The following is a 23531-nucleotide window of genomic DNA, read 5'->3' as shown; positions in this document are numbered from 1 at the left end:
ATGAGCACACTCAGCTACGACGCCACCGGCGCAGCCCGCGAGGCACTTGAGCAGCACCTCCCAGCACTGCTGGAAGACCGCATTGCCACCCGGATTTTCGCGAAGGACCATACCCTGTGGGGTCCGGACGCCGAACAGGAATCTGCCATCCGGCTGGGCTGGGTCGAGGCGGCTACCGTCTCCCAGCCCCTGGTCAGCGGCATCCTGGAACTCCGCGATGCACTGAAGGCCGAAGGAGTGACGCGCATTGTCCTCTGCGGCATGGGCGGCTCCTCGCTGGCACCAGAGGTCATCGCGGGCACCGCTGGCGTCGAGCTGACTGTGCTTGACAGCACCGACCCGGAACAGGTCAGTGCTGCATTGGTGGACCGCCTTGCCGAAACCGCGATTGTGGTTTCGTCCAAGTCGGGTTCCACGGTGGAGACAGATTCCCAGCGTCGGATCTTCGAGCAGGCCTTCACCGATGCCGGCATCGATGCCAAAAGCCGCATCGTGATCGTCACCGATCCCGGCTCACCGTTGGACAAGGCCTCACGGGAGGCGGGCTACCGCGCCGTCTTCAACGCCGACCCCAACGTCGGCGGCCGCTTCTCGGCACTGACCGCCTTCGGACTGGTCCCCTGCGGCCTGGCCGGAGTGGACATCCAGGGTTTCCTGGATGAAGCCGAAGAGGCAGCCGAAATCCTCAACGAGGACGCACCCGAGAATATCGGCCTCGCCCTGGGAACGGCCCTTGGCGGCACCAACCCGCTGCGCAACAAGATCGTCATTGCGGAAGACGGATCCGGCATCGTCGGCTTCGCCGACTGGGCCGAACAGCTCATCGCCGAATCCACCGGCAAGCTCGGCACCGGAGTACTTCCGGTCGTAGCCGGCCCGTCCGCGCCGGAGGTCACCTCGGGTGCGGCTGACGTCCTGGTGGTGCGCCTGGTGGCGGCCGACGCCGACGACGTGCAGCTCGGCGAAAACCAGGTCGCCATTGCCGGCGGCCTGGCAACGCAGATGATGGTGTGGGAATTCGCAACGGTAGTGGCCGGCCGGCTGCTGGGCATCAACCCGTACGACCAGCCCGACGTGGAGGCCGCCAAGATAGCGGCCCGCGGACTGCTGGACGCACAGCCGGAGCCGACCCCCGCCAATTTCGTCGACGGCGCCATTGAGGTCCGCGGCGGCGACTGGCTGGGTGATGCCTCCACGGCGTCCGCAGCCGTGTCCGCACTGCTCTCTCAGCTCGCTGACGACAGCTACCTCAGCGTCCAGGCCTACTTCGACCGGCTGGCTTACGCCCCGTTCGAAGGGGTCCGCGACCAGCTCGCTGCGGCCACCGGTCGTCCGGTGACGTTCGGCTGGGGCCCGCGCTTCCTCCACTCCACCGGCCAGTTCCACAAGGGAGGACCCGCCATCGGCGTGTTCCTGCAGGTAACTGCCGACTCCCCCACGGACCTGTCCATCCCGGAGCGGCCGTTCACGTTCGGTGAGCTGATCTCGGCGCAGGCCACCGGCGACGCCCAGGTTCTCACCGAGCACGGCCGTCCCGTCCTCCGCCTGCACCTCACGGACCGCGCTGCCGGGGTCAAGCAGCTGCAGGACATTGTTTCAGAGCTCGCCGGCCAGGCAGCATCCCACACTGAAAGTTAAGGCACCGAAGCAACCATGCCAGAAACTGAAAACGGCAGCAGGAAATCTGCTGGGCGGGGCCGCAACCCGCTGAGGGACCCCCGGGACCGCCGGCTGAATCGTATTGCCGGTCCTTCCTCGCTGGTCCTCTTCGGAGTAACCGGCGACCTCGCCCGCAAGAAGCTGATGCCTGCCGTGTACGACCTGGCTAATCGTGGCCTGCTGCCGCCGAGCTTTGCCCTGGTGGGCTTTGCCCGGCGGCAGTGGGAGAACGAGGACTTCGCCGCCGAGGTGAAAGCTGCCGTGATGGCCTACGCCAGGACCCCGTTTGATGAGGCGGTGTGGAACCAGCTTTCGGAGGGCATCCGGTTTGTCCAGGGCGAGTTCGACGACGATGACGCCTTTGAGCGTCTCGGCGACACGATCGATGAACTGGATGAGCAGCGCGGAACGCGCGGGAACCACGCGTTCTACCTGTCCATCCCGCCGAAGGCGTTCGAGCAGGTCTGCCGGCAGCTGTCCAAGCATGGCCTGGCGCAGGCGGAGGGCGATAAGTGGCGCCGTGTGGTCATTGAGAAGCCGTTCGGGCACGACCTTGAGTCGGCCCGGCAGCTCAATGACATTGTGGAGTCCGTGTTCCCGCCGGATGCAGTGTTCCGGATCGACCACTACCTGGGCAAGGAGACGGTTCAGAACATCCTGGCGCTGCGGTTCGCGAACCAGCTGTTCGAGCCGCTCTGGAATGCCAATTACGTTGACCACGTCCAGATCACCATGGCCGAGGACATCGGCACCGGCGGCCGGGCCGGCTACTACGACGGCGTGGGCGCTGCCCGCGACGTCATCCAGAACCACCTGCTCCAGCTCCTGGCGCTGACGGCCATGGAGGAACCTATTTCTTTCAACGCCGACGACCTGCGGGCCGAGAAGGAAAAGGTCCTGGCTGCCGTAAAGCTCCCGGACGACCTGTCCACCCACTCGGCGCGCGGTCAGTTCGCCGGCGGCTGGCAGGGCGGCGAGCAGGTCCTCGGCTACCTGGAGGAGGAAGGCATCCCCGCCGACTCCACCACGGAAACCTACGCGGCCATCCGCGTGGACATCCACACCCGGCGCTGGGCCGGTGTGCCGTTCTACCTGCGTGCCGGCAAGCGGCTGGGACGCCGCGTGACGGAAATTGCCGTCGTCTTCAAGCGCGCCCCCAACCTGCTGTTCCGCGACCACGGCGAGGACGACTTCGGCCAGAACGCCGTGGTCATCCGGGTCCAGCCCGACGAAGGCGCGACCATCAGGTTCGGATCCAAGGTTCCGGGCACGCAGATGGAAGTCCGCGACGTGACGATGGACTTCGGCTACGGCCACTCGTTCACCGAGTCCAGCCCCGAAGCGTACGAACGGCTCATCCTGGATGTGCTGCTGGGCGAACCGCCGCTGTTCCCGCGGCACCAGGAAGTGGAACTTTCCTGGAAGATCCTGGATCCCTTTGAAGAGTACTGGGCAAGCCTGGGCGAACAGCCCGAGCCGTACGCCCCCGGAAGCTGGGGCCCGGCCTCGGCCGACGAGCTGCTTGCCCGTGACGGACGAACCTGGAGAAGGCCATGATCGTAGATCTTCCCGATACAACAACCTCAGCCATCTCCAAGAAGATCATGTCCCTGCGCGAGCAGGGCGGCGTGATCGCACTCGGACGGGTGTTGACCCTCGTGGTGGTCACTAAGTCCGGACTGGAAGAGGAGGCCATCGAAGCGGCCAACGACGCCAGCCGGGAACACCCCTGCCGGATCATCGTCCTCGCGGACGCCGGCGCCAGCGCGCCGACCCGCCTGGACGCCCAGATTCGTGTGGGCGGGGACGCCGGTGCCTCCGAAGTGATCGTGCTGCGGGGTTACGGCGAGCTCGCCGAGGAAAGCGAGTCCCTCGTGGCCGCGCTGCTGCTCCCCGACGCGCCGATCGTGGCCTGGTGGCCGCACGGTGCACCCAAGAGCGCGTGTGAGACCTCCATCGGCCGGATAGCCCACCGCCGGATCACCGACTCCGCCAACGAGGAGGACCCGCAGAAGGCGCTGGACAACATCCGCAACACCTACAAGGCCGGCGACACCGACCTCGCCTGGACCCGCCTCACCAACTGGCGGATACAGCTCGCGGCCGTTCTCGACCAGGTGGACTCCTCACCCGTCACGGCCGTCGCCGTGGAAGGCGCCTCGGACTCCCCCAGCACCCTCCTCCTGGCGGCATGGCTGACATTGGCCCTGGATGCCCCGGTGACCATCGTGGCCGACCCCGCCGGAACCGGCATCCGCCGAGTCCGGCTGAGCCGTGCCAGCGGCGACGTCCAGCTGTTCCGTCCCGGCCTGTCCGTGGCGGAGCTGACCCAGCCGGGCCAGCCGGCACAGCGCATCTCGCTCCCGCGCCGAAGCCTGCGCGACTGCCTCGCCGAAGAACTCCGCCGCCTGGATCCCGACGAAGTGTTCGGTGAAGTGATTACTATTGGACTGCCCCGTACAAATCTAAGGAGTGTCCGTCCCAGTGAGCGCTGATCCCAGAGTAAGCATCCACCCCGACTCATCCGTATTGATGGCGGCCATCGCAGCGCGGCTCATCACCAAACTCGTGGACGTCCAGGACAAACACGGTGAGGCGACGGTGGTGCTTACAGGCGGCACTGTGGGGATCGGAACGCTCAAGGCGGTTGCCGACTCCGCGGCGGCACCGGCCGTGAACTGGTCGAAGGTCAATTTCTGGTGGGGCGACGAGCGATTCGTTGGCGGCACCGACAGCGACCGGAACACGCTCCAAGCCCATGAGGCCCTGCTGTCCCACATAGCGGTTGACCCGGAACGGGTGCACGAACCGGGTTCAACGGACGACTTCGCCAGCCCGGAGGAGGCTGCCGCCGACTACGCGCGCCGCCTTGCCGAGGCAGCCGCGGAGGAGCATGCCGCGGACATGTCCGATGACCGTCCCGAGAACCCGGGGACACTTCCCCGGTTCGACGTGGTCCTTCTTGGCGTGGGTCCGGATGCCCATGTGGCCTCGTTGTTCCCTGAGCAGGCGGGCATCAGGGAAAAGGAGCTCACGGTCGTGGGGGTCCGGAATTCGCCGAAACCCCCACCCGAACGGATTTCCCTGACCCTACCGGCAATCAACACGGCCAGCGAGGTCTGGATGGTTGTCGCGGGCGAGGACAAGGCCGGCGCTGTGGGGCTCGCCCTGGCTGGCGCCAACCCGGTTCAGGTTCCGGCGGCCGGGCCCACCGGGCGCTCACAGACGCTCTGGCTGATCGATGAGAATGCAGCCGCACGGGTTCCCGAGCAGCTAGTCCGTAAAGGTCCCGCGGGCTCGTAGCCGTTCCAGCGCTCCAGCCAGGACATCTTCTGCGTCCTGGCTGGAGCGCCGCTCTTTAACGTACTCAAGGTGACTTTTGTAGCCTTCTTCGGCATGATGCGGGAGCTCGACCCGGCTCTCGTCCCGCGATGCCAGGCCTCCGCAGCGGCGGCAGTCCCAGACGGCCGGTATCTGGTCCTCCGGGAGCTTAATGAAAACTGGCCGCGTCTCGTGTCCCTTGGCGCACCAATAAGAAACACGAATACGCGGCAAGCGTTCACCGACGACGTCGTTTGGCTGAATTCTTGGGGCCGACCCTTCGGCCGCCCCTACACGGGTTCCCCGGAACCCTGAAGCAGCATGCACCATCGGGAACTCCTGGCTACTTGACTGACCGGTATTGGACACCAACAGCCACAGTGTAATTCGGAGTTCCCGACGGCGGCAGGGCCGTTAGTACCGGGAATGTGTAAATTCCTGGAAAATTCCCGGTCCCGATTCTGTGCGGAAAAGCAGCTGCTAGGAGTCGCCGCCGCCGGAGAAGCGCATCAGCAGGCCGAGCGCGATAATAACAACGCCCCAGGTGACCCCGAGGATGACCGTGAACCTGTTGAGGTTGCGTTCGGCCACGCCGGACGAGCTCAGGCCCGAGCTCATGCCGCCGCCGAACATGTCCGACAGACCGCCGCCCCGTCCCTTGTGGAGCAGGATGAGCAGCGTCAGCAGGAGGCTGGTGATGCCCAGGAGGATCTGCAGAATGACATGAAGAACGTCCACGACGGCCTTTCAGAAGTTGATGATTGCGGGGGTCACGCCTGTGTCCGGACTAATCCGTCAGCAGGTGACTCTCGAACCTGACAATATTAGCAAACTCAGCGGGATCGAGGCTGGCCCCGCCCACCAACACGCCGTCGACGTCGCGTTCGTTGAGGATGGCCGCGGCGTTGTTGGCCTTGACCGAACCGCCGTAGAGCAGGCGGACCTTCGCGGCGACTTCGTCACCGAACAGGCTGACGAGTTCGGCCCGGATGGCAGCACACATTTCCTGGGCGTCCTGCGGTCCGGCAACCTCACCGGTGCCGATGGCCCAGACGGGCTCATAGGCGACCACGAGTTCAGCGGCTTCTTCAGCGGCAAGGCCCTCGACGTCGGCGCGGAGCTGGTCAAGGGTGTGCTGGACGTGCGTCCCGGCCTGCCGGATTTCCAGGCCCTCGCCGACGCAGAGCACCGGGGTGACGCCGTGGCGGAAGGCAGCCTTCACCTTGGCGTTCAGGACTTCGTCGGACTCGTTGTGGATGGTGCGCCGTTCGCTGTGGCCCACCAGGACGTACTTGCAACCCAGCTTGTTGAGGAACTGGCCGCTGATATCACCGGTGTAGGCACCCGAATCGAACTGCGACAGGTCCTGGCCGCCGTAGACGACCTCCAGTTCATCGCCCTGAACCAGGGTCTGGACGCCCCGAAGGTCGGTGAAGGGCGGGAAGACAGCAACTTCCGCGCGGCTGTAGTCATGCTTGGCATCAGACAGGGTCCAGGCCAGCTTCTGCAGCAGGGTGATGCCCTGGACGTGGTCCATGTTCATCTTCCAGTTGCCGGCGATGAGGGGCGTGCGGTCGAACTTGCCGTTCGTTGACGTTGTCACGTGTTCTCCAAAAAGTGCTTGTCCAAAAGGGGCTGGTGATGGAAACAGCCGGCAGGGCCCCCGGATATTTCAGCGGGGTGCCCTGCCGGCTGGAGGATCTAGCGGTCCAGGACGCTGAGTCCCGGCAGTTCCTTGCCTTCGAGGTACTCCAGGCTGGCGCCGCCACCCGTGGAGATGTGGCCGAACTGGTCGTCCGCGAAGCCCAGCGTACGGACGGCAGCTGCGGAATCGCCGCCGCCGACAACGGTGAAGGCATCCGCCTCAGTAAGGGCCTGCGCGATGGCACGGGTGCCGCCGGCAAATGCTTCGAACTCGAAGACACCCATGGGGCCGTTCCAGAACACGGTCTTGGCACCCTTGATCCGGCCGGCGAAGGCAGCCGCCGACTCGGGTCCGATGTCCAGGCCGATGCCCTGTGCTCCGAAGCTGCTGCCTTCGATGGCGTCAGCGCTGACCGTCTCGTGGTCGGCGTCGGCGGCGAACTTGGCCGCGACCACGACGTCCGTGGGCACGACGAACTCAGTGCCTGCGTCCGCCGCCCGCTTCAGGTAGTCCTGCACCACGGGGATCTGGTCTTCTTCCAGCAGGCTTCCGGCCACTTTGTGGCCCTCGGCTGCGAGGAAGGTGAACAGCATTCCGCCGCCTACCAGGATGGTGTCCGCCTTGCCGATCAGGTTGTCAATGACGGCGAGCTTGTCCGAGACCTTTGAGCCGCCGAGCACCACAACATAAGGCCGCTGGGTCTCCGTGGTGAGCTTGCGCAGCACCTCGACCTCGGTGTGCACGAGGTCGCCCTGGTACGACGGCAGCCGCGTGGCGACGTCGTACACGCTGGCGTGCTTGCGGTGGACGGCGCCGAAAGCATCATCAACAAACGCGCCGTTATCACCGGTCAATGCCACCAGCTCGTCCGCGAAGGCGCCGCGCTCGGCGTCGTCCTTGCTGGTCTCACGGGCATCGAAACGGACGTTTTCAAGAACCAGAGCTTCGCCGTCCTGCAGCGAAGCGGCAAGCTCCTTGGCCGAAGCACCAACGGTGTCCCCGGCCAGGGCGACCTTGAAGGACGCCAGCTCAGCCAGCCGCGTCACGGCGGGCTTGAGGGAGTATTTTTCTTCCGGGGCGCCCTTGGGGCGGCCGAGATGGGCTGTGACCAGCACGCGGGCACCGGCGTCCGTGAGCTTCGTCAGTACTGGCAGGGAGGCCTTGATGCGGCCGTCGTCAGTCACTTCAGAGCCGTCGAGCGGCACATTCAGGTCACTTCTGACCAGAATGTACCGCCCGCGGACACCATCAGCGATCAGTTCGTTGAGGGTGTGGAATGTCATGTGTCTAACCCTAGCCCAGCTTGGCTGCGACGAGCTCCGTGAGGTCGACAAGGCGGTTCGAGTAGCCCCATTCGTTGTCATACCAGGAAACAACCTTGACCTGGTTGCCGATGACCTTGGTCAAACCGGAGTCAAAGATCGACGATGCCGGGTCGCCCACGATGTCGGAGGAGACGATCGGCTCATCCGTGTAGGTCAGGAAGCCCTGGAGCGCGTCGGACTCGGACGCCTTCTTCAGCGCTGCGTTGACTTCTTCAACGGTGGTCTCGCGGGATACGGTGACCGTGAGGTCGGTGGCTGAACCGGTGGGGACGGGAACGCGGATGGCGTAGCCGTCCAGTTTGCCCTTGAGCTCGGGAAGAACCAGGCCGATGGCCTTGGCCGCACCGGTGGAGGTGGGGACCATGTTGATGGCGGCGGCGCGGGCACGGCGCAGGTCGTTGTGCGGGCCGTCCTGGAGGTTCTGGTCGGCGGTGTAGGCGTGGATGGTGGTCATCAGGCCACGCTCGATGCCGAACTCGTCGTTGACTACCTTGGCCAGCGGGCCGAGGCAGTTGGTGGTGCAGGAAGCGTTGGAGATGATGTGGTGCTTGGCGTTGTCGTACAGCTCGTGGTTCACGCCCATCACGATCGTGATGTCCTCGTCAGAGGCCGGGGCGGAGATCAGGACCTTCTTGGCGCCGGCGTCGATGTGCTTCTTCGCGGCAGCAGCCTTGGTGAAGAAACCGGTGGACTCGATAACGATGTCAACACCCAGCTCGCCCCAGGGGAGGTTGGCGGGATCGCGTTCGGCGAGAACCTTGACGACGTTGCCGTTGACGACGATGTTGCCGTCCTTGACCTCGATGGTCTCCTTCAGGCGGCCGCCCACGGAGTCGTACTTGAAGAGGTGGGCCAGCGCCTCGGGGCTGGTGAGGTCGTTGACTGCAACGATCTCGAGGTCAGCGCCCTGTGCGAGTGCTGCGCGGAAGTAGTTGCGGCCGATACGGCCAAAGCCGTTGATACCAATACGGGTCGTCACTTTTTCAGTCTCCTTGGTGCTTGTAGAAGCACAACTAGTTGAGCGGGCGTTCAAGCCAACTAACAGATCCCGCACGCCATTGGGCAGAGATGATTACCAGATCGGAGGGCGACCAGCCACATTGCTGAAGGCTAACCGCCTTCCGTGATCCATCTTACGTTTAAGTAGGTCGGCCCCCGCAAGTGCGGGGGCCGACCTTCCACGATTCGGTCCTAAACGGCCTAAATGTGAAGTTTGTTACAGGCGGGTGTCGTGTCTGTCACGCTTAGAGGGTGATGAGGCCCGTAGCGTTCTGGCGCGCACCGTCGAAGCGCTTGGCGACGTCGGCCCAGTTAACGATGTTCCAGAATGCCTTGACGTAGTCGGCCTTCACGTTGACGTAGTCCAGGTAGAAGGCGTGCTCCCACATATCGAGCATGAGCAACGGCGTGGTGCCGAGTGCAACGTTGCCCTGCTGGTCGTACAGCTGCTCGATGACGAGGTTTCCGCCGATGGGCTCGTAGGCGAGGAAGCCCCAGCCCGAACCCTGCAGGCCGAGCGCCGCAGCGCTGAACTGCGCGCGGAAGGCGTCGAAGGAACCGAAGGCATCGTCGATGGCCGCGGCCAGTTCACCCTCGGGCTTGTCGCCGCCGTCCGGAGACAGGTTGTTCCAGAACACGGAGTGGTTGACGTGGCCGCCGGTGTGGAAAGCCAGGTCCTTCGAAAGGCGGTTGATGTTGGCGAAGTCGCCCTTGTCGCGTGCCTCAGCCAGCTGGGCCAGCGCGTTGTTGGCGCCGGCCACGTATGCAGCGTGGTGCTTACTGTGGTGCAGCTCCATGATGCGGGCGGAGATGTGGGGCTCCAGCGCTGCGTAGTCGTAGCTAAGTTCAGGCAGTACGTACTCGGTCACAAATTCCTCCATTGTCGTGGACGGGTTGTCCGGTTTGCTAACTCTCGGATTGTGCATCCGGATGACTGGTCACCCGGAAATTTAGCGGGTTTCCGTTACCCGGTCTCGATTCTAGGGGCGCCGTTACTCGTCCAGCATTTCCGGCGTCACATTGGCCTCGGTCCCGGGGATCCCCAGGTCGAGGGCACGCTTGTCCGCCATCGCCAGGAGCCTGCGGATCCTGCCGGCAATGGCGTCCTTGGTCATGGGCGGATCTGCCAGCCGGCCAAGTTCGTCCAGGCTGGCCTGCTTGTGCGCCACCCGCAGTTCACCCGCGTATTTCAGGTGGTCCGGGACGTCGTCACCGAGGATCTCCAGGGCGCGGTCCACCCTGGCCCCGGCGGCCACAGCAGCCTGCGCCGAGCGGCGCAGGTTGGCGTCATCGAAGTTGGCCAGCCTGTTGGCCGTGGCCCGCACCTCTTTGCGCATGCGGCGTTCTTCCCAGACCATCAGGGCGTCGTGCGCGCCCATTCGCGTGAGCAGGGCGGCGATGGTATCGCCGTCCCGGATGACCACACGGTCCACTCCCCTGACTTCGCGGGCCTTAGCCTGGATGCCGAGGCGGCGGGCCGCACCAACCAGCGCCAGCGCCGATTCGGGCCCGGGACACGTCACTTCCATGGCGGAGGAGCGGCCCGGTTCGGTCAGCGAGCCGTGGGCCAGGAACGCCCCGCGCCACACGGCTTCCGCGTCGGCGGCGGAGCCGTTGACCACGGCCGAGGGCAGCCCCCGCACGGGACGGCCGCGGGCGTCCAGCAGACCGGTCTGGCGGGCGAGGGCTTCGCCGTCCCGCACCACCCGGACCACATACCGGTTGCCACGGCGGAGCCCGCCGCCGGAGACGACGATGATCTCGCTCTGGTGGCCGTAAACCTCCGCGATGGCCGCCCGGAGCCGGCGCGCCGTCGAAGCGAGGTCCACCTCCGCTTCGATCACGATCCGGCCCGAAATGATGTGGAGACCGCCGGCGAATCGCAGCATTGCGGAGACTTCAGCCTTGCGGACCGAGGACTTCTTAATGTCCAGGCGGGACAGTTCTTCCTTGACTGATGATGTCAGTGCCATGGCACCTTCCTAACTGTTCCCGAAAATATCGTGGTACGCCGTTGCCAGACGCAGGGGGTCGTGGATCGGACGGCGGCTCGACGCCCCTACTTTACCCAACACCACCTCGGCACCCAGCATCCCGGCGGCCCGCTTGAACTCTTCGACGTCCGGCACGGACACGGGGTCCGCGAGCACGACGTCGATGCTGAAGTCGGGCGCATAGCTGCGCAGCACATGCAGGTGGTCGGCGGCGGACATTCCGGAGGTCTCCTTGGTGTCCGTGGCTAGGTTCATGGTGAGGCACCGCCTCGCGGGCGTATCGGAAAGCGCCTGGCGCATCTCCGGCAGCAGCAGGTGCGGCAGTACGGAGGTGTACCAGGACCCGGGGCCGAGGATGACCCAGTCAGCCAGTTCGATGGCCGTCAGGGCTTCGACGCAGGCATGTGCCGATTCCGGCAGGAGCCGGACGCTTTCCAGAGAACCCGCCACCGCACACTTGGCCTGGCCTCGGACCGTCTCCAGGATGGACGTTCCGTCCGGGCCGGGCACCCGGACTTCGCCTTCGATCGTCAATGGTTCACTGGACATGGGCAGTACCTGTCCGCGGGCACCGAGCAGCGCGCCGGCCCACTTCAGGCCGCCCACGGTGTCACCCAGCAGCTCCCAGAGGGTGACGATGAGCAGGTTGCCCATGGCGTGGTCGTCAAGGGAACCGCCGCGGCCTGCCCCCGGCTTGAAGCGGTGTTGCATGACGTCCCGCCAGGTCCGGCCCCAGTCGGTGTCGTCACACAGTGCCGTCAGTGCCATCCGGAGGTCGCCGGGCGGGAGGACACCGTACTCCTCGCGCAGGCGGCCGGAGGACCCGCCGTCGTCCGCTACGGTGACGATGGCGGTCAGGTCGGAGGTGAGCAGGCGAAGGGCGGACAGCGAAGCGGAGAGCCCGTGGCCCCCGCCGAGGGCGACGACGGACGGCCCTTTGTCCAGCTGCCCGCCGATGGTCCCGCCGGCAGGCGGAACCAGGGGCAGCGGCCCGGTAAGCAGTCCCATTACTCCCGGCCCAGATCCCGATGCGTGGTGGTCACAGTGACCCGGGGATACTGTGCGAGCTTCTTTGACAGCTCCATCGCGACCGCGACCGACCGGTGCTTGCCGCCGGTGCAACCCACGGCGATGGTGGCGTAGTGCTTGTTCTCCCGGCGGTAGCCGTCCAGCACAGGCTCGATGGCCAGGACGTAGCGGTCCACGAAGCTCTTGACCCCTTCGGCCTCAAGGACGTAGTCGCTGACGTCCTTGTCCAGGCCCGTGTGCGGGCGGAGCTGCGGAACCCAGTGCGGATTCGGGATGAAGCGCGCGTCGACCACGAAGTTCGCATCCACCGGCAGGCCGTACTTGAAGCCGAAGCTCATGACATTGAGCCGCAGGGCCACGGGGCCGGTTTCACTGAAGAGTTCAGTGATGGCCGTGGCCAGCGCGTGGACGTTGAACTCGGAGGTGTCCAGCACAATGTCTGCGGAATCGCGGAGTTCATGCAACAGCTCCCGCTCCGCGGCGATGCCGTCGAGGATCCGTCCGCCTTCCTGGAGCGGGTGCGGACGGCGGCCCTGCTCGAAACGGCGGACCAGGACATCGTCATTGGCGTCCAGGAACAGGACGCGGAACGTGACACCGCTCGCCTCAAGGGTTTTCAGCGCGGTCCGGATATCAGTGAAGAGCGCCTTGCTGCGGACGTCCACCACCACGGCGAGCTTGGGTATGGACTGCGGGGCGTGGGACACAAGCTCAGCCAGGGTGCCGAGCATCTGCGGCGGAAGGTTCTCCACCACATACCAGCCATGGTCCTCGAGGGCGTCCGCAGCGGTGCTGCGTCCTGCCCCGGACATACCCGTCACGACGAGCAGCTCCGCTTCAACGGGCCTGACGGGCGTCATGCCGTCCTGTTCCGCTTCGGATCCTGCCGTTGACTCTGCCATGAGCAATGCCCCATTCCTGCTGTGTAATTCGACGCAACCGCGCGTTCCGCTTCAGGTCCTTACCCTAGCTAAGTTTCAATGATTTCGCCGGTGGTCATGTTGATTGCCGGCGCTTCCGCCCCCGAGGCTGCGGCAGCGCTGCTGAAATGGCTGACAATGGCGTCCGCCAGCGAGGGTCCGATGCCCTTGGCTGTGGCCAGTTCGGCCGCACTCGCTGTGCGGATGCTCTTGACGGAGCCGAACTGTGCCAGCAGTGCTTTGCGTTTGGCCTCGCCCAGGCCCGGGACGCTGTCCAGGGCCGAAACCGTCATGGCCTTGCCGCGCTTCTGGCGGTGGAACGTGATGGCGAAGCGGTGGGCTTCATCGCGGATGCGCTGGAGCAGATAGAGTCCCTCGGACGTCCGCGGCAGGATCACCGGGAAATCACTGTCCGGGAGCCAGACCTCTTCAAGGCGCTTGGCCAGGCCGACCACGTAGACGTCCTCGATCCCGAGCTCCGCCAGGGCACGTGCGGCGGCATTGACCTGGGGCTTGCCGCCGTCCACCACCACAAGGTTGGGCGGGTAGGCGAATTTTGCCCGCGGGGCGGGGGTGGTGGTGTCCTGCATGGAAGCGACGGCCAGGGCCTCAAGCGCGGCCTGGTGGCCGGGAAGTTTCGCCGCTTCCGCATGAGCCTCCTGCTCCTGGAGGTAGTTCCGGAAACGCCTCGTGAGAACGTCGTGCATGGCAGCCGTGTCGTCCGTGGCTGCCGCGCCGGTGATGGAGAATTTGCGGTAGTCGGACTTCTTGGGAAGGCCGTCTTCCACCACCACCATGGAGGCCACCACGTTGGTCCCCTGCACGTGGGAGATGTCGAAGCACTCGATGCGGAGCAGCGCCACAGGTAGGTCGAGGGCTTCCTGGAGTTCCTGCAGGGCCAAGGACCGGTTGGTCAGGTCTCCGGCCCGGCGCGACTTGTGCAGCTTCAGTGCATGCTCGGCGTTTTCCCGCACCGTGGACATGAGCGCTGCCTTGTCGCCGCGGCGCGGGACCCGGATGTCCACCTTCGCGCCCCGCAGGCCGGAAAGCCACTGGGCGAGTTCGTTTGCGTTGCTCGGCTCTTCGGGCACCAGGACTTCGCGGGGCATCCGTCCCTGCGTTTCACCTTCTTCGCCATAGACCTGCTGGAGCAGGTGCTCGACGAGGTCCGGCGTCGTGAAGTCTTCGACCTTCTCCACCACCCAGCCGCGCTGGCCGCGCACGCGGCCGCCCCGGACATGGAACACCTGCACGGCTGCCTCCAGCTCGTCCTCATGCAGCGCGAAGATATCGGCGTCAGTGTCCTCCGCGAGGACCACGGCGTTGCGTTCGAAGACCTTCCGGAGGGCGATGATGTCGTCCCGGACCCGGGCGGCACGCTCGTAGTCAAGCTCGGCAACAGCCGCGGCCATGTCCTTTTCCAGCCGCCCGATGAAGCGTTTGGCTTCGCCGCCCATGAAGGAACAGAAGTCCTCCGCCAGTGCCCGGTGTTCCTCCGGCGTCACCCGGCCGACGCACGGCGCGGAGCATTTGTCGATGTAGCCGAGCAGGCAGGGCCGCCCGCTCGCCTGCGCCCGCTTCAGGACCCCGGGGCTGCAGCTGCGGACCGGGAAGACACGCAGCAGCGTGTCCATGGTTTCGCGAATGGCTCCGGCGGTGTACGGGCCGAAGTAGCGAGTGCCCTTGCGGCGTTCTCCGCGCAGCACCTGCACGCGGGGGAACTTCTCCCCCATGGTGACCGCGAGGTAAGGGTAGGTTTTATCGTCGCGGAAAACGACATTGAACCGGGGCTTGAATTCCTTGATCCAGGTGTACTCCAGCTGGAGCGACTCAAGCTCACTTCCGACGACCGTCCACTCCACACTGCTGGCAGCGTGGACCATGGCGTACGTCTTCGGCAGCAGCCCTCCGGGATTGGCGAAGTACGAGTTCAGGCGGGAGCGCAGGCTTTTGGCCTTGCCGACATAGATGACCCGGCCGTGCGGATCCCGGAAGCGGTACACGCCCGGGTTGGTTGGAATCTCACCCGTTTGGGGTCGGTAACTAGCTGGATCTGCCACGATTCAAGTCTACTGACGCTGCAGGGGACTTCCGGACAAAGGGACTTCCCTGCAATGATCTTCCCGCCGGCAGACTCCCGGCCGGGGGCCTCCGGCCGGCGGCCGAAGGCGCTACTCCGCGGCCTTGCTTTGGTTGTAGCTGGTGGAACGCTCCTGGCCGCTGAGCTCTGCAATGGCGTCCATGATGCGGTCCGTGACCTGGCGCCGCGCCGGCAGTGAGTGGTCCGGTCCCGTCTTTTCGAAGTACAGCGGCTCGCCCACCTTCATGGTGAAGTGCTGCGGCTTCACGCCGTTCTGCCCGGCGGGCTGGAGGTCTTCGGTGCCGATGAGGCCGACGGGAATCACGGGCGCTCCGGTGGTCAGGGCAAGCCAGCCGACGCCGGTGCGGCCACGGTATAGGATGCCGTCCCTGGACCGCGTGCCTTCCGGGTAGATGCCGATGCCTTTCCCGGCCTCGAGGATGTCCAGCAGCGTCTTGAGGGCTGCCACGCTCGCAGCCTGCTCCCCTCGCTCCACCGGAATGGAGCCTACGGATTCGAAGAAGGACTTCATGACCTTCCCCTTCACACCGCCCGTGGTGAAGTATTCGGCCTTGGCGAAGAAGGCCACCGGACGTGGCATGAGCGCTTGCACGATCACGCTGTCCAGGAAGGAGAGGTGGTTTGGCGCCACGATGAACGGTCCCTCCTTGGGGACGTTTTCCAGGCCGATGACGGTGGGCCGGCAGGTTCCGGAGATCAGCGTGCGGGTGGTCCAGCGGATTGCATCAAACAGTGCCATCGTTGCGCACCTCGCTTAGGGCAGCGGCGCGTACGGCATCCATGCTTTCAACCACCGCGACGAGGTCTGTTGTGGAGTGCACGATAGCCACGGCGCCGGCCTCATGCAGTTCGCCGTCGGGAGCGAATCCCCAGCTGACGCCGATGCAGTCCAGCCCGTTGGCCATGGCGCCGGCCACGTCCTGGGCGCGGTCCCCCACCATGACGGCATGTTGTGTGCGGAGATCGGACATGGCGGCGGCAATGATCTCCGTCTTTCCGCGCGGGGCGTTGGTGTGGGCGGCCTCATCGGCCGCCGAACCGCGGATGAAGCCGAATGAGGCCGCGATGCCATGGTGGTCCAGCACGATCCGCGCGAGCCCTTCCGGCTTCTGCGTGGCAACGGCAATCGGACGGCCCGCGACGGCGTAGCTTTCGAGGAGTTCCCGGATGCCCGGGTACAGGCGGCTCTGGGCGATGCCGGTCTCAAGGTAGTACGCCCGGTACAGGCGGATGACCTCCGCCAGCTGCTCCTGCGGAACTCCTGCGATATGGAGGAGGGAGTCGCTGAGTTTCGGACCGATCATCGCGTCCAGTTGGGCCTGGGCAGGGACCCTGATGCCGAGTTCGGTAAGGGCCGCGGAGATTCCGCCCGTTATTCCCCCCGCCGGATCGACAAGAGTGCCGTCCAGGTCGAAGATCACGGGCACTGTTGAAAGGGTCACCGGCTTAGTTTCCCACAACTGCGCGAATGGCTGAAACTCGCATTCCCCGGCGGGAATACTTCTTCCCGCCGGATCAGCAAGCTCCAGCCATTCAGCGTGCTTGGGACTCCGGCTAGCTGAGGATCTCCGCCAGGAACGAGGCCGTGTAGCTCGTGGTGGACTTCGCGACCTGTTCGGGGGTGCCGGTTGCGATGATCTGTCCGCCGCCGGAACCGCCGTCGGGCCCAAGGTCCACGATCCAGTCCGCGCTCTTGATGACGTCGAGGTTGTGCTCAATGGTGATCACGGTATTGCCCTTGTCCACCAGGCCCTGGAGGACCATGAGGAGTTTGCGGATGTCTTCGAAGTGCAACCCTGTGGTGGGCTCGTCCAGGACGTAGATGCTGCGGCCGTTGGACCGCTTCTGGAGTTCAGCAGCCAGCTTGACGCGCTGGGCTTCACCGCCGGACAGCGTGGTGGCGGGCTGCCCCAGCCGCACATAGCCAAGGCCGACGTCCACCAGCGTGCGGAGGTGGCGGGCGATCGGGGTGAAGGCGGCGAAGAAGTCCGCCCCCTCCTCGATGGGCATGTCCAGGACATCTGCGATGGTCTTGCCCTTGTAGTGGACTTCCAGGGTTTCCCGGTTGTACCGGGCGCCGTGGCAGACCTCGCAGGGCACGTAGACGTCCGGCAGGAAGTTCATTTCGATCTTCAGGGTGCCGTCGCCGGAGCAGGCCTCGCAGCGCCCGCCCTTCACGTTGAACGAGAACCGCCCGGGCTGGTAGCCGCGGACTTTGGCTTCGGTGGTCTCGGCGAAGAGCTTGCGGATGTTGTCGAACACACCGGTGTACGTGGCGGGGTTGGAACGCGGAGTCCGGCCGATGGGGCTTTGATCGACGTGCACCACCTTGTCCAGGTGCTCAAGGCCCTGCACGGCCTTGTGCCGTCCGGCCACCTGCTTGGCGCCGTTGAGCTTGTTGGCCAGCACCTTGTAAAGGATTTCGTTGACCAGCGTGGACTTGCCGGAACCGCTCACGCCGGTCACCGCCGTCAACAAACCCAGCGGGAAGGCGGCATCCACATTGACCAGGTTGTTTTCCCGGGCTCCGATGACCTTGAGCTCACGCTTCTTGTCGTACTTGCGCCGCTTCTTGGGAATTTCGATTTTCTTCCGGCCGGAAAGGTAGTCACCGGTGAGGGACTCCGTGTTTTCCAGGAGTTCCTTGTACGAACCGGAATGCACCACCTGGCCGCCGTGTTCGCCGGCGCCGGGTCCGATGTCGACCACCCAGTCGGCCTCCTGGATGGTGTCTTCGTCGTGCTCCACCACGATGAGGGTGTTGCCGAGGTCGCGCAGGCGGGTGAGCGTTTCGATCAGCCGCCGGTTGTCCCGCTGGTGCAGGCCGATGGACGGTTCGTCCAGGACGTAGAGGACGCCGACCAGGCCGGAACCGATCTGGGTGGCCAGCCGGATGCGCTGCGCTTCGCCGCCGGACAGTGTGCCGGAGGGACGCTCCAGGTTCAGGTACTCCAGCCCGACGTCCAGGAGGAAGGTCAGTCTCGCCTGGATTTCCTTCAGGACCTGGTGGGCAATCTGGGCTTCACGGCCGGTCAGCACCAAGGTGTCCAGGAAGTGCGCGCATTCACGCATGGGCATGGCGGCGACCTCGGCAATGGACTTGCCGTTGATCAGCACGGAGAGCGAGGCCGGGTTGAGGCGGGCGCCGTTGCAGGCCGGGCACGGAATCTGCCGCATGTACTCTTCGTACCGGTCGCGGGCCGAGTCCGAGTCCGTTTCCACGTGCTTGCGGTGCACGTACTGGATGACGCCCTCGAAGCCGGTGCTGTACTTGCGCTCCCGGCCGAAGCGGTTGCGGTACTGCACCACGACCTTGTGGTCCTTGCCGTGCAGCACGGTCTGCCGGATGTCCTTCGGCAGCTTCTGCCACGGCGTGGTCATCGAGAAGCCAAGCTCCTTGGCCAGCCCTGACAGCAGCCGGTTCCAGTACTCGCTGGTCGCCGTGCCGAGCGACCATGGCGCGATGGCGCCCTCACCCAGGGAGAGCTCGCCATTGGGAATGATGAGTTCCTCGTCAACTTCCAGCTTGGTGCCGATGCCGCTGCAGGCGGAGCACGCGCCGAAGGGGTTGTTGAAGGAGAACGAGCGGGGTTCGATTTCGTCGATGGCAAGAGGGTGCTCGTTGGGGCACGCGAGGTGCTCGGAGAACGCGCGGACCCGTTCCGGATCCCCCGCTTCGAGGTCCACGAACTCCGCCAGGACGCGGCCCTCGGCCAATCCGAGTGCGGTTTCCACGGAGTCGGTCAGGCGCTGGCTGATGCCCTCCTTGACCACGAGCCGGTCCACCACCACTTCGATGGTGTGCTTGAACTGCTTGCCGAGCTTGGGCGGGTCGCTGAGCTGGATCAGCTTGTCATCCACCCTGGCCCGTGAGTAGCCCTTGGCCGTGAGTTCCTTGAAGAGCTCCACGAATTCGCCCTTGCGCCCGCGGACAACGGGAGCAAGCACCTGGAAGCGCGTGCCTTCCGGCAGTTCCAGTAGCTGGTCCACGATCTGCTGCGGGGTCTGCTTGGCCACTTGCTCCCCGCAGATCGGGCAGTGCGGACGGCCCACGCGGGCCCAGAGCAAACGCATGTAGTCGTAGATCTCGGTGATGGTGCCCACCGTGGACCGCGGGTTCTTGCTGGTCGATTTCTGGTCGATGGAGACAGCCGGGGACAAGCCTTCGATGAAGTCCACGTCCGGTTTGTCCACCTGCCCCAGGAACTGCCGTGCGTACGCAGACAGGGATTCCACGTAGCGGCGCTGGCCCTCGGCGAAGATCGTGTCGAACGCCAGGGACGATTTTCCGGATCCGGACAGGCCGGTGAAAACGATCATCGAGTCCCGCGGCAGGTCCAGGTCCACGTTCCGCAGATTGTGCTCCCGTGCCCCTTTCACGATGAGCCGGGAAAGGTCAGGGCGCGCCGGTTTTCCCTGGTTCAGGGGGACGACGGCGGGGCGGGCATCAACGGCTGGTTCTTCAGCTACGGCTTTAGGCACTCACTAATGCTAATCGAAAACTTCTTCGAATTTCTATTGAGGGCGCCTATTCGGCGTCGTACGCGGCTGCCAGCAGCTGCACCGCCTCCGCGAAGCTGGCGCCCTGCGCCTTTGCCGCCGTGGCGAATTCGGCCGCAGCCGCGGTCAGGGAGGTCCAGGCCTCGTCCCGGGCGCAGACGATGGTTCCGTGCCTGCCGCGGGTGGCGACGACGCCTGCCGCCTCCAGTTCCTTGTAGGCGCGGGCCACGGTGTGCGGCGCCACGCCCAGTGCTGCGGCAAGGCTGCGCACGGCGGGCAGCCTCGTCCCGGGGGCAAGGGTGCCGCTGTCCGCCCGTTCGATGATGTTCAGCCGCAGCTGTTCGAAGAGCGGCACGGTACTGCCCTGATTCGGCTTCCAGGTCCCCGGAAATTCCTGCCCGCCGCTCACAGGCCGGACTCCGGCGCGCGCAAGGTCTCTTCCCCGCCGGCAAACTGTGCGGCGTACAGCCTGCCGTAATGGCCGTTGGCCGCCAGCAGCTGTTGGTGGTTCCCTTGCTCTACGATTCGTCCGTGGTCCATGACCAGAATTAGATCAGCGTCCCGCACGGTGGACAAACGGTGGGCGATGACGAAGCTGGTCCGTCCCCGCCTCAGCCGCTGCATTGCCTGCCGGATCTGCACCTCTGTGCGCGTGTCGACGGAGCTCGTCGCCTCGTCCAGGATCAGGATGCTCCGGCCGGCGAGGTGGGCGCGGGCAATGGTGATGAGCTGCCGCTGGCCCTGGCTCAGGGTGTCGCCGTCGTTGCCCAGCACGGTCGCATAGCCGTCCGGAAGGGCCCTCACGAAGTGGTCCACCAAGGTTGCTTCGGCAGCTTCGAGAATGTCTGCCTCGCTCGCGCCGGGACGGCCGTATTCAATGTTCTCCCTGATGGAGCCGGTGAACACCCAGGCGTCCTGCAGCACCATTCCGATCAGGGAGCGCAGCTCGTCGCGGGAGCGCCCGGTGATGTCTACGCCATCAATGGTGATCCGGCCGGAGTCGAGATCATAGAACCTCATGAGCAGGTTCACCATGGTGGTCTTGCCCGCACCGGTATGGCCCACGATCGCGACGGTCTGCCCGGGTTCGGCGGTGAAGGACAGTTCTTTGACCACCGGCACGTCACGGCTGTAGCCGAAGGTGACGGCGTCGAACACCACCCGGCCGGCGGTGACGCCACCGGTAACGCCGTCTGGACCGGCCTCGGCCGGACCGGCGTCGGGCGGGTCGGCCTCGGCCGTGTCCTCACCCGTGCCGTCGCGTGGAATCTCCGGCGCGTCCAGCAAGGCAAACACGCGTTCAGCCGACGCCACGCAGGACTGGATCAGGGTCAGCATGCCGCCGATCTGGCCGATCGGCTGGCTGAAAAGCCTGCTGAACTGGATGAAAGCCTGGACCCCGCCGATGGTCATGGCACCTGTCGTGACCTGCAGGGCCCCCACCACGGCCACCGCAATGTAATTGAGATTTGAAACAAACACCAGCAGGGGCTGCACGGCGCCGGAAACGTACTGGGCACGTGCGCTGGTCCGGAAAAGCCTGTCATTGCTGTTAGTGAAGACCTCGGTGGCCATCCCCTGCCGGCCGAAAGCCTTAAGAACCTCGTGCCCCGTGATGTACTCCTCCAGGTGCGCGTTGAGCTCACCCGTGGTGGTCCACTGCTCGGAAAAGTGCGCCTGGGACCTGCGGGCGATCAACACAGTCACCACCGTGGAAAACGGCACGGTCACCAGGGCAATGACCGCCAGGAGCGGCGAAAGCCACAGCATCATGGACAACGCGCCGAGGAGCATCAGCACCGACAGGATCAGCTGGTTCAGCAACTGGTTCATTGCCTGCGAGATGTTATCGACGTCGTTCGTTGCCCGGCTGAGGACGTCGCCGCGCCGCTGCTCGTCGAAATGCGCGGACGGTAGCCTCGCCAGTTTGTCCTCCACCGCGGCCCGCAGCCCGTAGCTCACCCGTTGCACCGCAAGGGCGGTGACCGCTCCCTGGACCCAGCTGAACACCGACGCACCGATATACATCACCGCCACGATCACCAGCAGTGCGGCCAGCTGCTGTTCGTTGAAGGTCCCTCCAAAAACACCTTCAACCACGACGTCGGTGGCGTCACCCAGCAGCTTGGGGGCCGACACGTTGAGCGCAACAAACGCACATGTGGCACCCACAGCTGCGAGCATGCGCCATTTAACTGGCCGGAGCAGTCCAAGGAGGCGCCTCCCGGCGGCCCAGGCACCCGCACCCGCTCCGGCCACCGCCGTTGTCGGTGTTGTCGTGTTTGTGGTGGCTGTGCTCATAGCCGGCCTCCCAACGCGAGCTGAGAGGCGGCGATTTCCTGGTAGACCGTCGAGGTGCGCATGAGTTCGGTATGCGTCCCCTGGGCAACGAGCCTGCCCTGGTCCAGCACCAGGATGAGTCCGGCGTCAAGGATGGTGGCGATGCGCTCCGCCACGATGATGACGGTGGACCGGTGCGTGAGCGGGACGAGGGCCTGGCGGAGGCGGGCATCCGTGGCGTAGTCCAGCGCCGAAAGGCTGTCGTCAAAAAGGTACACGGGAGCGTCCCGGAGCAGAGCGCGGGCGATGCACAGCCGTTGGCGCTGCCCGCCGGAAAGGTTTGTTCCCCCCTGGCTTACGGGGCTATGGATACCGTCCGGGAGGTCTCGCACAAAGTCCTCTGCCTGGGCGGTGCGGAGCGCGCGAAGGAGGTCGTCGTCGCTGGCTTCCGGGGCCGCTATCCTCAGGTTCTCTGCCACGGTACCGGAAAAGAGGTAGGCACGCTGGGGCACCAGAGACAGGCTGTCCCGCAGGAAATGCAGCGGAAGTGATTTGACGTTGTGGCCGCCGATCAGCACCTCCCCGGAAGTGGTTTCCAGGAACCGGGGCAACAGGTTGAGCAGCGTTGACTTTCCGCTGCCCGTGGAACCGATGATGGCGGTGATTGTGCCCGGCGAAGCAGTGAAACTGATGCGGTCCAGCACAGCTGCTTCCGCTCCGGGGTAGGCAAAAGTGACATTGCGGAATTCCACCGTTCCGCCGGGGGTGCGCCGCGCGTGCGGCAGTCCGGCCCGGGAAATCGGCGGATCCGCGATCGCGGGCCGGGTGTCCAGCACGGCCTGGATCCGCTCAGCGCACACGGCGGCGCGGGGAGCCGTCATCAGTACGTACATCGCCATCATGATGGCGATGAGGATCTGCAGGATGTAGGCGATGAAGGCCGTCAACGAGCCGAGCTGCATATCCCCGGCCTGGATCCGGTGGCCGCCGAACCACACCACGCCCACCGATGACAGGTTCACCACGATCATGATCAGCGGCAGCATCGTTGCCACCAGCAGCGCTGACTGCAGGTTGTTGCGGGTCAGTCCACGGTTGACGACGGCGAAGCGGTGCGCCTCGTGCGCTTGGCGGACGAAGGCGCGGATGACGTTGGCTCCGATGATCTGTTCGCGCAGCACCCTGCTGATGCGGTCGATCAGGACCTGGCCCTCCCGGTACAGGGGCACGAGCCGGCGCACGATCACGAACATGATGAGCACCAGCACGGGAATGATGGCCACCACAATGCCGGACAGCACCACGTCCTGGTTGAGGGCCAGCACGATTCCGCCGATTCCCATTGCGGGAGCGGCCACGAGCATGGTGAAGACCAGCACGGCCAGCGCCTGGATCTGCTGGACATCATTGGTGGCACGGGTGACCAGGCTGGGTACGCCGAAGGCGCCGACCTCCTGTGAGGAGAGCGACTGGACTTTGGCGAAGAGTTCCTTGCGGAGCTGGTGGCCGAGTTTCATGGCCACGTTGGCGCTGAAGTACCCGGCAGCAAGGGCAGCCGCCACTTGGACGGCGGCTATTCCGGCCATCCAGCCGCCCAGCCGAAGGATAAGGTCGGTGTTCCCCTTGACGATTCCGTCATCGATGACGGCGGCATTGAGCGTGGGCAGCAACAGGTTGGCCGTGGTCTGGACAAGCTGCAGCAGCACGATGGCCAGCACCACCGGCTTATGCTCGGCGAGCAGCCGCAGCATCATGCCT

Annotated in this window: 20 protein-coding genes; 4 read left to right on the top strand and 16 right to left on the bottom strand. The window is 65.3% G+C overall.

Features of this window, described 5'->3' with window-relative positions; genetic code table 11:
- Genes AC07YR_RS00920 through pgl form a run of 4 tightly spaced genes read left to right on the top strand, consistent with a single transcriptional unit; the run spans position 1 to position 4962 of the window.
- The gene (locus AC07YR_RS00920; RefSeq protein WP_055805890.1) at positions 1-1638 is read left to right on the top strand and encodes a hypothetical protein; all 1638 of its coding nucleotides are present in this window, start codon (positions 1-3) and stop codon (positions 1636-1638) included.
- A gap of 15 nt (positions 1639-1653) precedes the next feature.
- The gene (gene zwf / locus AC07YR_RS00915) at positions 1654-3216 is read left to right on the top strand and encodes a glucose-6-phosphate dehydrogenase (RefSeq protein WP_436057641.1); all 1563 of its coding nucleotides are present in this window, start codon (positions 1654-1656) and stop codon (positions 3214-3216) included.
- On the top strand, positions 3213-4154 hold the full coding sequence (locus AC07YR_RS00910) for a glucose-6-phosphate dehydrogenase assembly protein OpcA (RefSeq protein ID WP_055805896.1): 942 nt from the start codon (positions 3213-3215) through the stop codon (positions 4152-4154). The genes zwf and AC07YR_RS00910 overlap by 4 nt, the downstream gene beginning before the upstream one ends.
- Positions 4144-4962 (top strand): 6-phosphogluconolactonase, encoded by an 819-nt coding sequence (gene pgl, locus AC07YR_RS00905; RefSeq protein ID WP_055805899.1) that lies wholly within the window; start codon positions 4144-4146, stop codon positions 4960-4962. Before AC07YR_RS00910 ends, pgl begins: the two co-directional genes overlap by 11 nt.
- Here pgl and AC07YR_RS00900 read toward each other — a convergent pair.
- The 16 genes from AC07YR_RS00900 to AC07YR_RS00825 all read right to left on the bottom strand — a co-directional run bounded on the left by AC07YR_RS00900 (position 4933) and on the right by AC07YR_RS00825 (position 23527).
- The gene (locus AC07YR_RS00900) at positions 4933-5310 is read right to left on the bottom strand and encodes an RNA polymerase-binding protein RbpA (RefSeq protein ID WP_436059325.1); all 378 of its coding nucleotides are present in this window, start codon (positions 5308-5310) and stop codon (positions 4933-4935) included. The two genes, pgl and AC07YR_RS00900, sit on opposite strands and share 30 nt — an antisense overlap.
- A gap of 150 nt (positions 5311-5460) precedes the next feature.
- Positions 5461-5718 carry a preprotein translocase subunit SecG gene (gene secG, locus AC07YR_RS00895; protein ID WP_011691936.1) on the bottom strand — a complete coding sequence of 86 codons (258 nt, stop codon included), beginning with the start codon at positions 5716-5718 and terminating at the stop codon, positions 5461-5463.
- 49 nt (positions 5719-5767) lie between these two features.
- Positions 5768-6583: a triose-phosphate isomerase gene (tpiA, locus tag AC07YR_RS00890; RefSeq protein WP_494732801.1), complete on the bottom strand. Its 816-nt coding sequence runs from the start codon at positions 6581-6583 to the stop codon at positions 5768-5770.
- Between the two features lie 98 nt (positions 6584-6681).
- Positions 6682-7908 carry a phosphoglycerate kinase gene (locus tag AC07YR_RS00885; RefSeq protein ID WP_436057639.1) on the bottom strand — a complete coding sequence of 409 codons (1227 nt, stop codon included), beginning with the start codon at positions 7906-7908 and terminating at the stop codon, positions 6682-6684.
- Positions 7909-7918: 10 nt separating this feature from the next.
- Positions 7919-8929, bottom strand: a complete 1011-nt coding sequence (gene gap / locus AC07YR_RS00880) for a type I glyceraldehyde-3-phosphate dehydrogenase (protein WP_055805911.1) — start codon at positions 8927-8929, stop codon at positions 7919-7921.
- A 265-nt stretch (positions 8930-9194) separates the two neighbouring features.
- A complete protein-coding gene (locus AC07YR_RS00875; protein ID WP_055805923.1) occupies positions 9195-9818 on the bottom strand; it encodes a superoxide dismutase in 624 nt (207 codons plus the stop codon).
- A 123-nt stretch (positions 9819-9941) separates the two neighbouring features.
- Entirely contained in the window at positions 9942-10922 is a 981-nt protein-coding gene (gene whiA / locus AC07YR_RS00870) for a DNA-binding protein WhiA (protein WP_011691931.1), read from the bottom strand.
- Between the two features lie 9 nt (positions 10923-10931).
- Positions 10932-11951 carry a gluconeogenesis factor YvcK family protein gene (locus AC07YR_RS00865; RefSeq protein WP_436057638.1) on the bottom strand — a complete coding sequence of 340 codons (1020 nt, stop codon included), beginning with the start codon at positions 11949-11951 and terminating at the stop codon, positions 10932-10934.
- Positions 11951-12874: an RNase adapter RapZ gene (rapZ, locus tag AC07YR_RS00860; RefSeq protein ID WP_055806640.1), complete on the bottom strand. Its 924-nt coding sequence runs from the start codon at positions 12872-12874 to the stop codon at positions 11951-11953. The genes AC07YR_RS00865 and rapZ overlap by 1 nt, the downstream gene beginning before the upstream one ends.
- 68 nt (positions 12875-12942) lie before the next feature.
- Entirely contained in the window at positions 12943-14952 is a 2010-nt protein-coding gene (uvrC, locus tag AC07YR_RS00855; RefSeq protein ID WP_055805928.1) for an excinuclease ABC subunit UvrC, read from the bottom strand.
- 111 nt (positions 14953-15063) lie between these two features.
- Positions 15064-15732: a lysophospholipid acyltransferase family protein gene (locus AC07YR_RS00850; protein WP_436057637.1), complete on the bottom strand. Its 669-nt coding sequence runs from the start codon at positions 15730-15732 to the stop codon at positions 15064-15066.
- Positions 15719-16435, bottom strand: coding sequence for an HAD hydrolase-like protein (locus AC07YR_RS00845; protein WP_436057636.1), 717 nt, complete (start codon positions 16433-16435; stop codon positions 15719-15721). Before AC07YR_RS00845 ends, AC07YR_RS00850 begins: the two co-directional genes overlap by 14 nt.
- A 112-nt stretch (positions 16436-16547) precedes the next feature.
- Positions 16548-19475: an excinuclease ABC subunit UvrA gene (gene uvrA / locus AC07YR_RS00840; RefSeq protein ID WP_436057635.1), complete on the bottom strand. Its 2928-nt coding sequence runs from the start codon at positions 19473-19475 to the stop codon at positions 16548-16550.
- A 46-nt stretch (positions 19476-19521) separates the two neighbouring features.
- Entirely contained in the window at positions 19522-19902 is a 381-nt protein-coding gene (locus tag AC07YR_RS00835; RefSeq protein WP_436057634.1) for a GntR family transcriptional regulator, read from the bottom strand.
- Positions 19899-21794: an ABC transporter ATP-binding protein gene (locus AC07YR_RS00830; RefSeq protein WP_436057633.1), complete on the bottom strand. Its 1896-nt coding sequence runs from the start codon at positions 21792-21794 to the stop codon at positions 19899-19901. Before AC07YR_RS00830 ends, AC07YR_RS00835 begins: the two co-directional genes overlap by 4 nt.
- Positions 21791-23527 carry an ABC transporter ATP-binding protein gene (locus AC07YR_RS00825; protein WP_436059324.1) on the bottom strand — a complete coding sequence of 579 codons (1737 nt, stop codon included), beginning with the start codon at positions 23525-23527 and terminating at the stop codon, positions 21791-21793. Before AC07YR_RS00825 ends, AC07YR_RS00830 begins: the two co-directional genes overlap by 4 nt.
- Between the last annotated feature and the right edge of the window lie 4 nt (positions 23528-23531).

Source organism: Arthrobacter sp. GW460-12-1-14-TSB2, from assembly GCF_059423525.1.
The sequence above is the reverse complement of the archived record's forward strand: the minus strand, read 5'-3'. Positions and strand labels throughout refer to the sequence as shown.

Bases quoted from the DNA above. Each gene is read 5' to 3' on its own strand.
- AC07YR_RS00920 (WP_055805890.1), top strand. From the start codon at position 1: ATGAGCACACTCAGCTACGACGCCACCGGCGCAGCCCGCGAGGCACTT.
- zwf (WP_436057641.1), top strand. From the start codon at position 1,654: ATGCCAGAAACTGAAAACGGCAGCAGGAAATCTGCTGGGCGGGGCCGC.
- AC07YR_RS00910 (WP_055805896.1), top strand. From the start codon at position 3,213: ATGATCGTAGATCTTCCCGATACAACAACCTCAGCCATCTCCAAGAAG.
- AC07YR_RS00900 (WP_436059325.1), bottom strand. From the start codon at position 5,310: ATGGTGCATGCTGCTTCAGGGTTCCGGGGAACCCGTGTAGGGGCGGCC.
- AC07YR_RS00885 (WP_436057639.1), bottom strand. From the start codon at position 7,908: ATGACATTCCACACCCTCAACGAACTGATCGCTGATGGTGTCCGCGGG.
- whiA (WP_011691931.1), bottom strand. From the start codon at position 10,922: ATGGCACTGACATCATCAGTCAAGGAAGAACTGTCCCGCCTGGACATT.
- AC07YR_RS00865 (WP_436057638.1), bottom strand. From the start codon at position 11,951: ATGGGACTGCTTACCGGGCCGCTGCCCCTGGTTCCGCCTGCCGGCGGG.
- rapZ (WP_055806640.1), bottom strand. From the start codon at position 12,874: ATGGCAGAGTCAACGGCAGGATCCGAAGCGGAACAGGACGGCATGACG.
- AC07YR_RS00850 (WP_436057637.1), bottom strand. From the start codon at position 15,732: ATGGCACTGTTTGATGCAATCCGCTGGACCACCCGCACGCTGATCTCC.
- AC07YR_RS00830 (WP_436057633.1), bottom strand. From the start codon at position 21,794: ATGAGCACAGCCACCACAAACACGACAACACCGACAACGGCGGTGGCC.
- AC07YR_RS00825 (WP_436059324.1), bottom strand. From the start codon at position 23,527: ATGATGCTGCGGCTGCTCGCCGAGCATAAGCCGGTGGTGCTGGCCATC.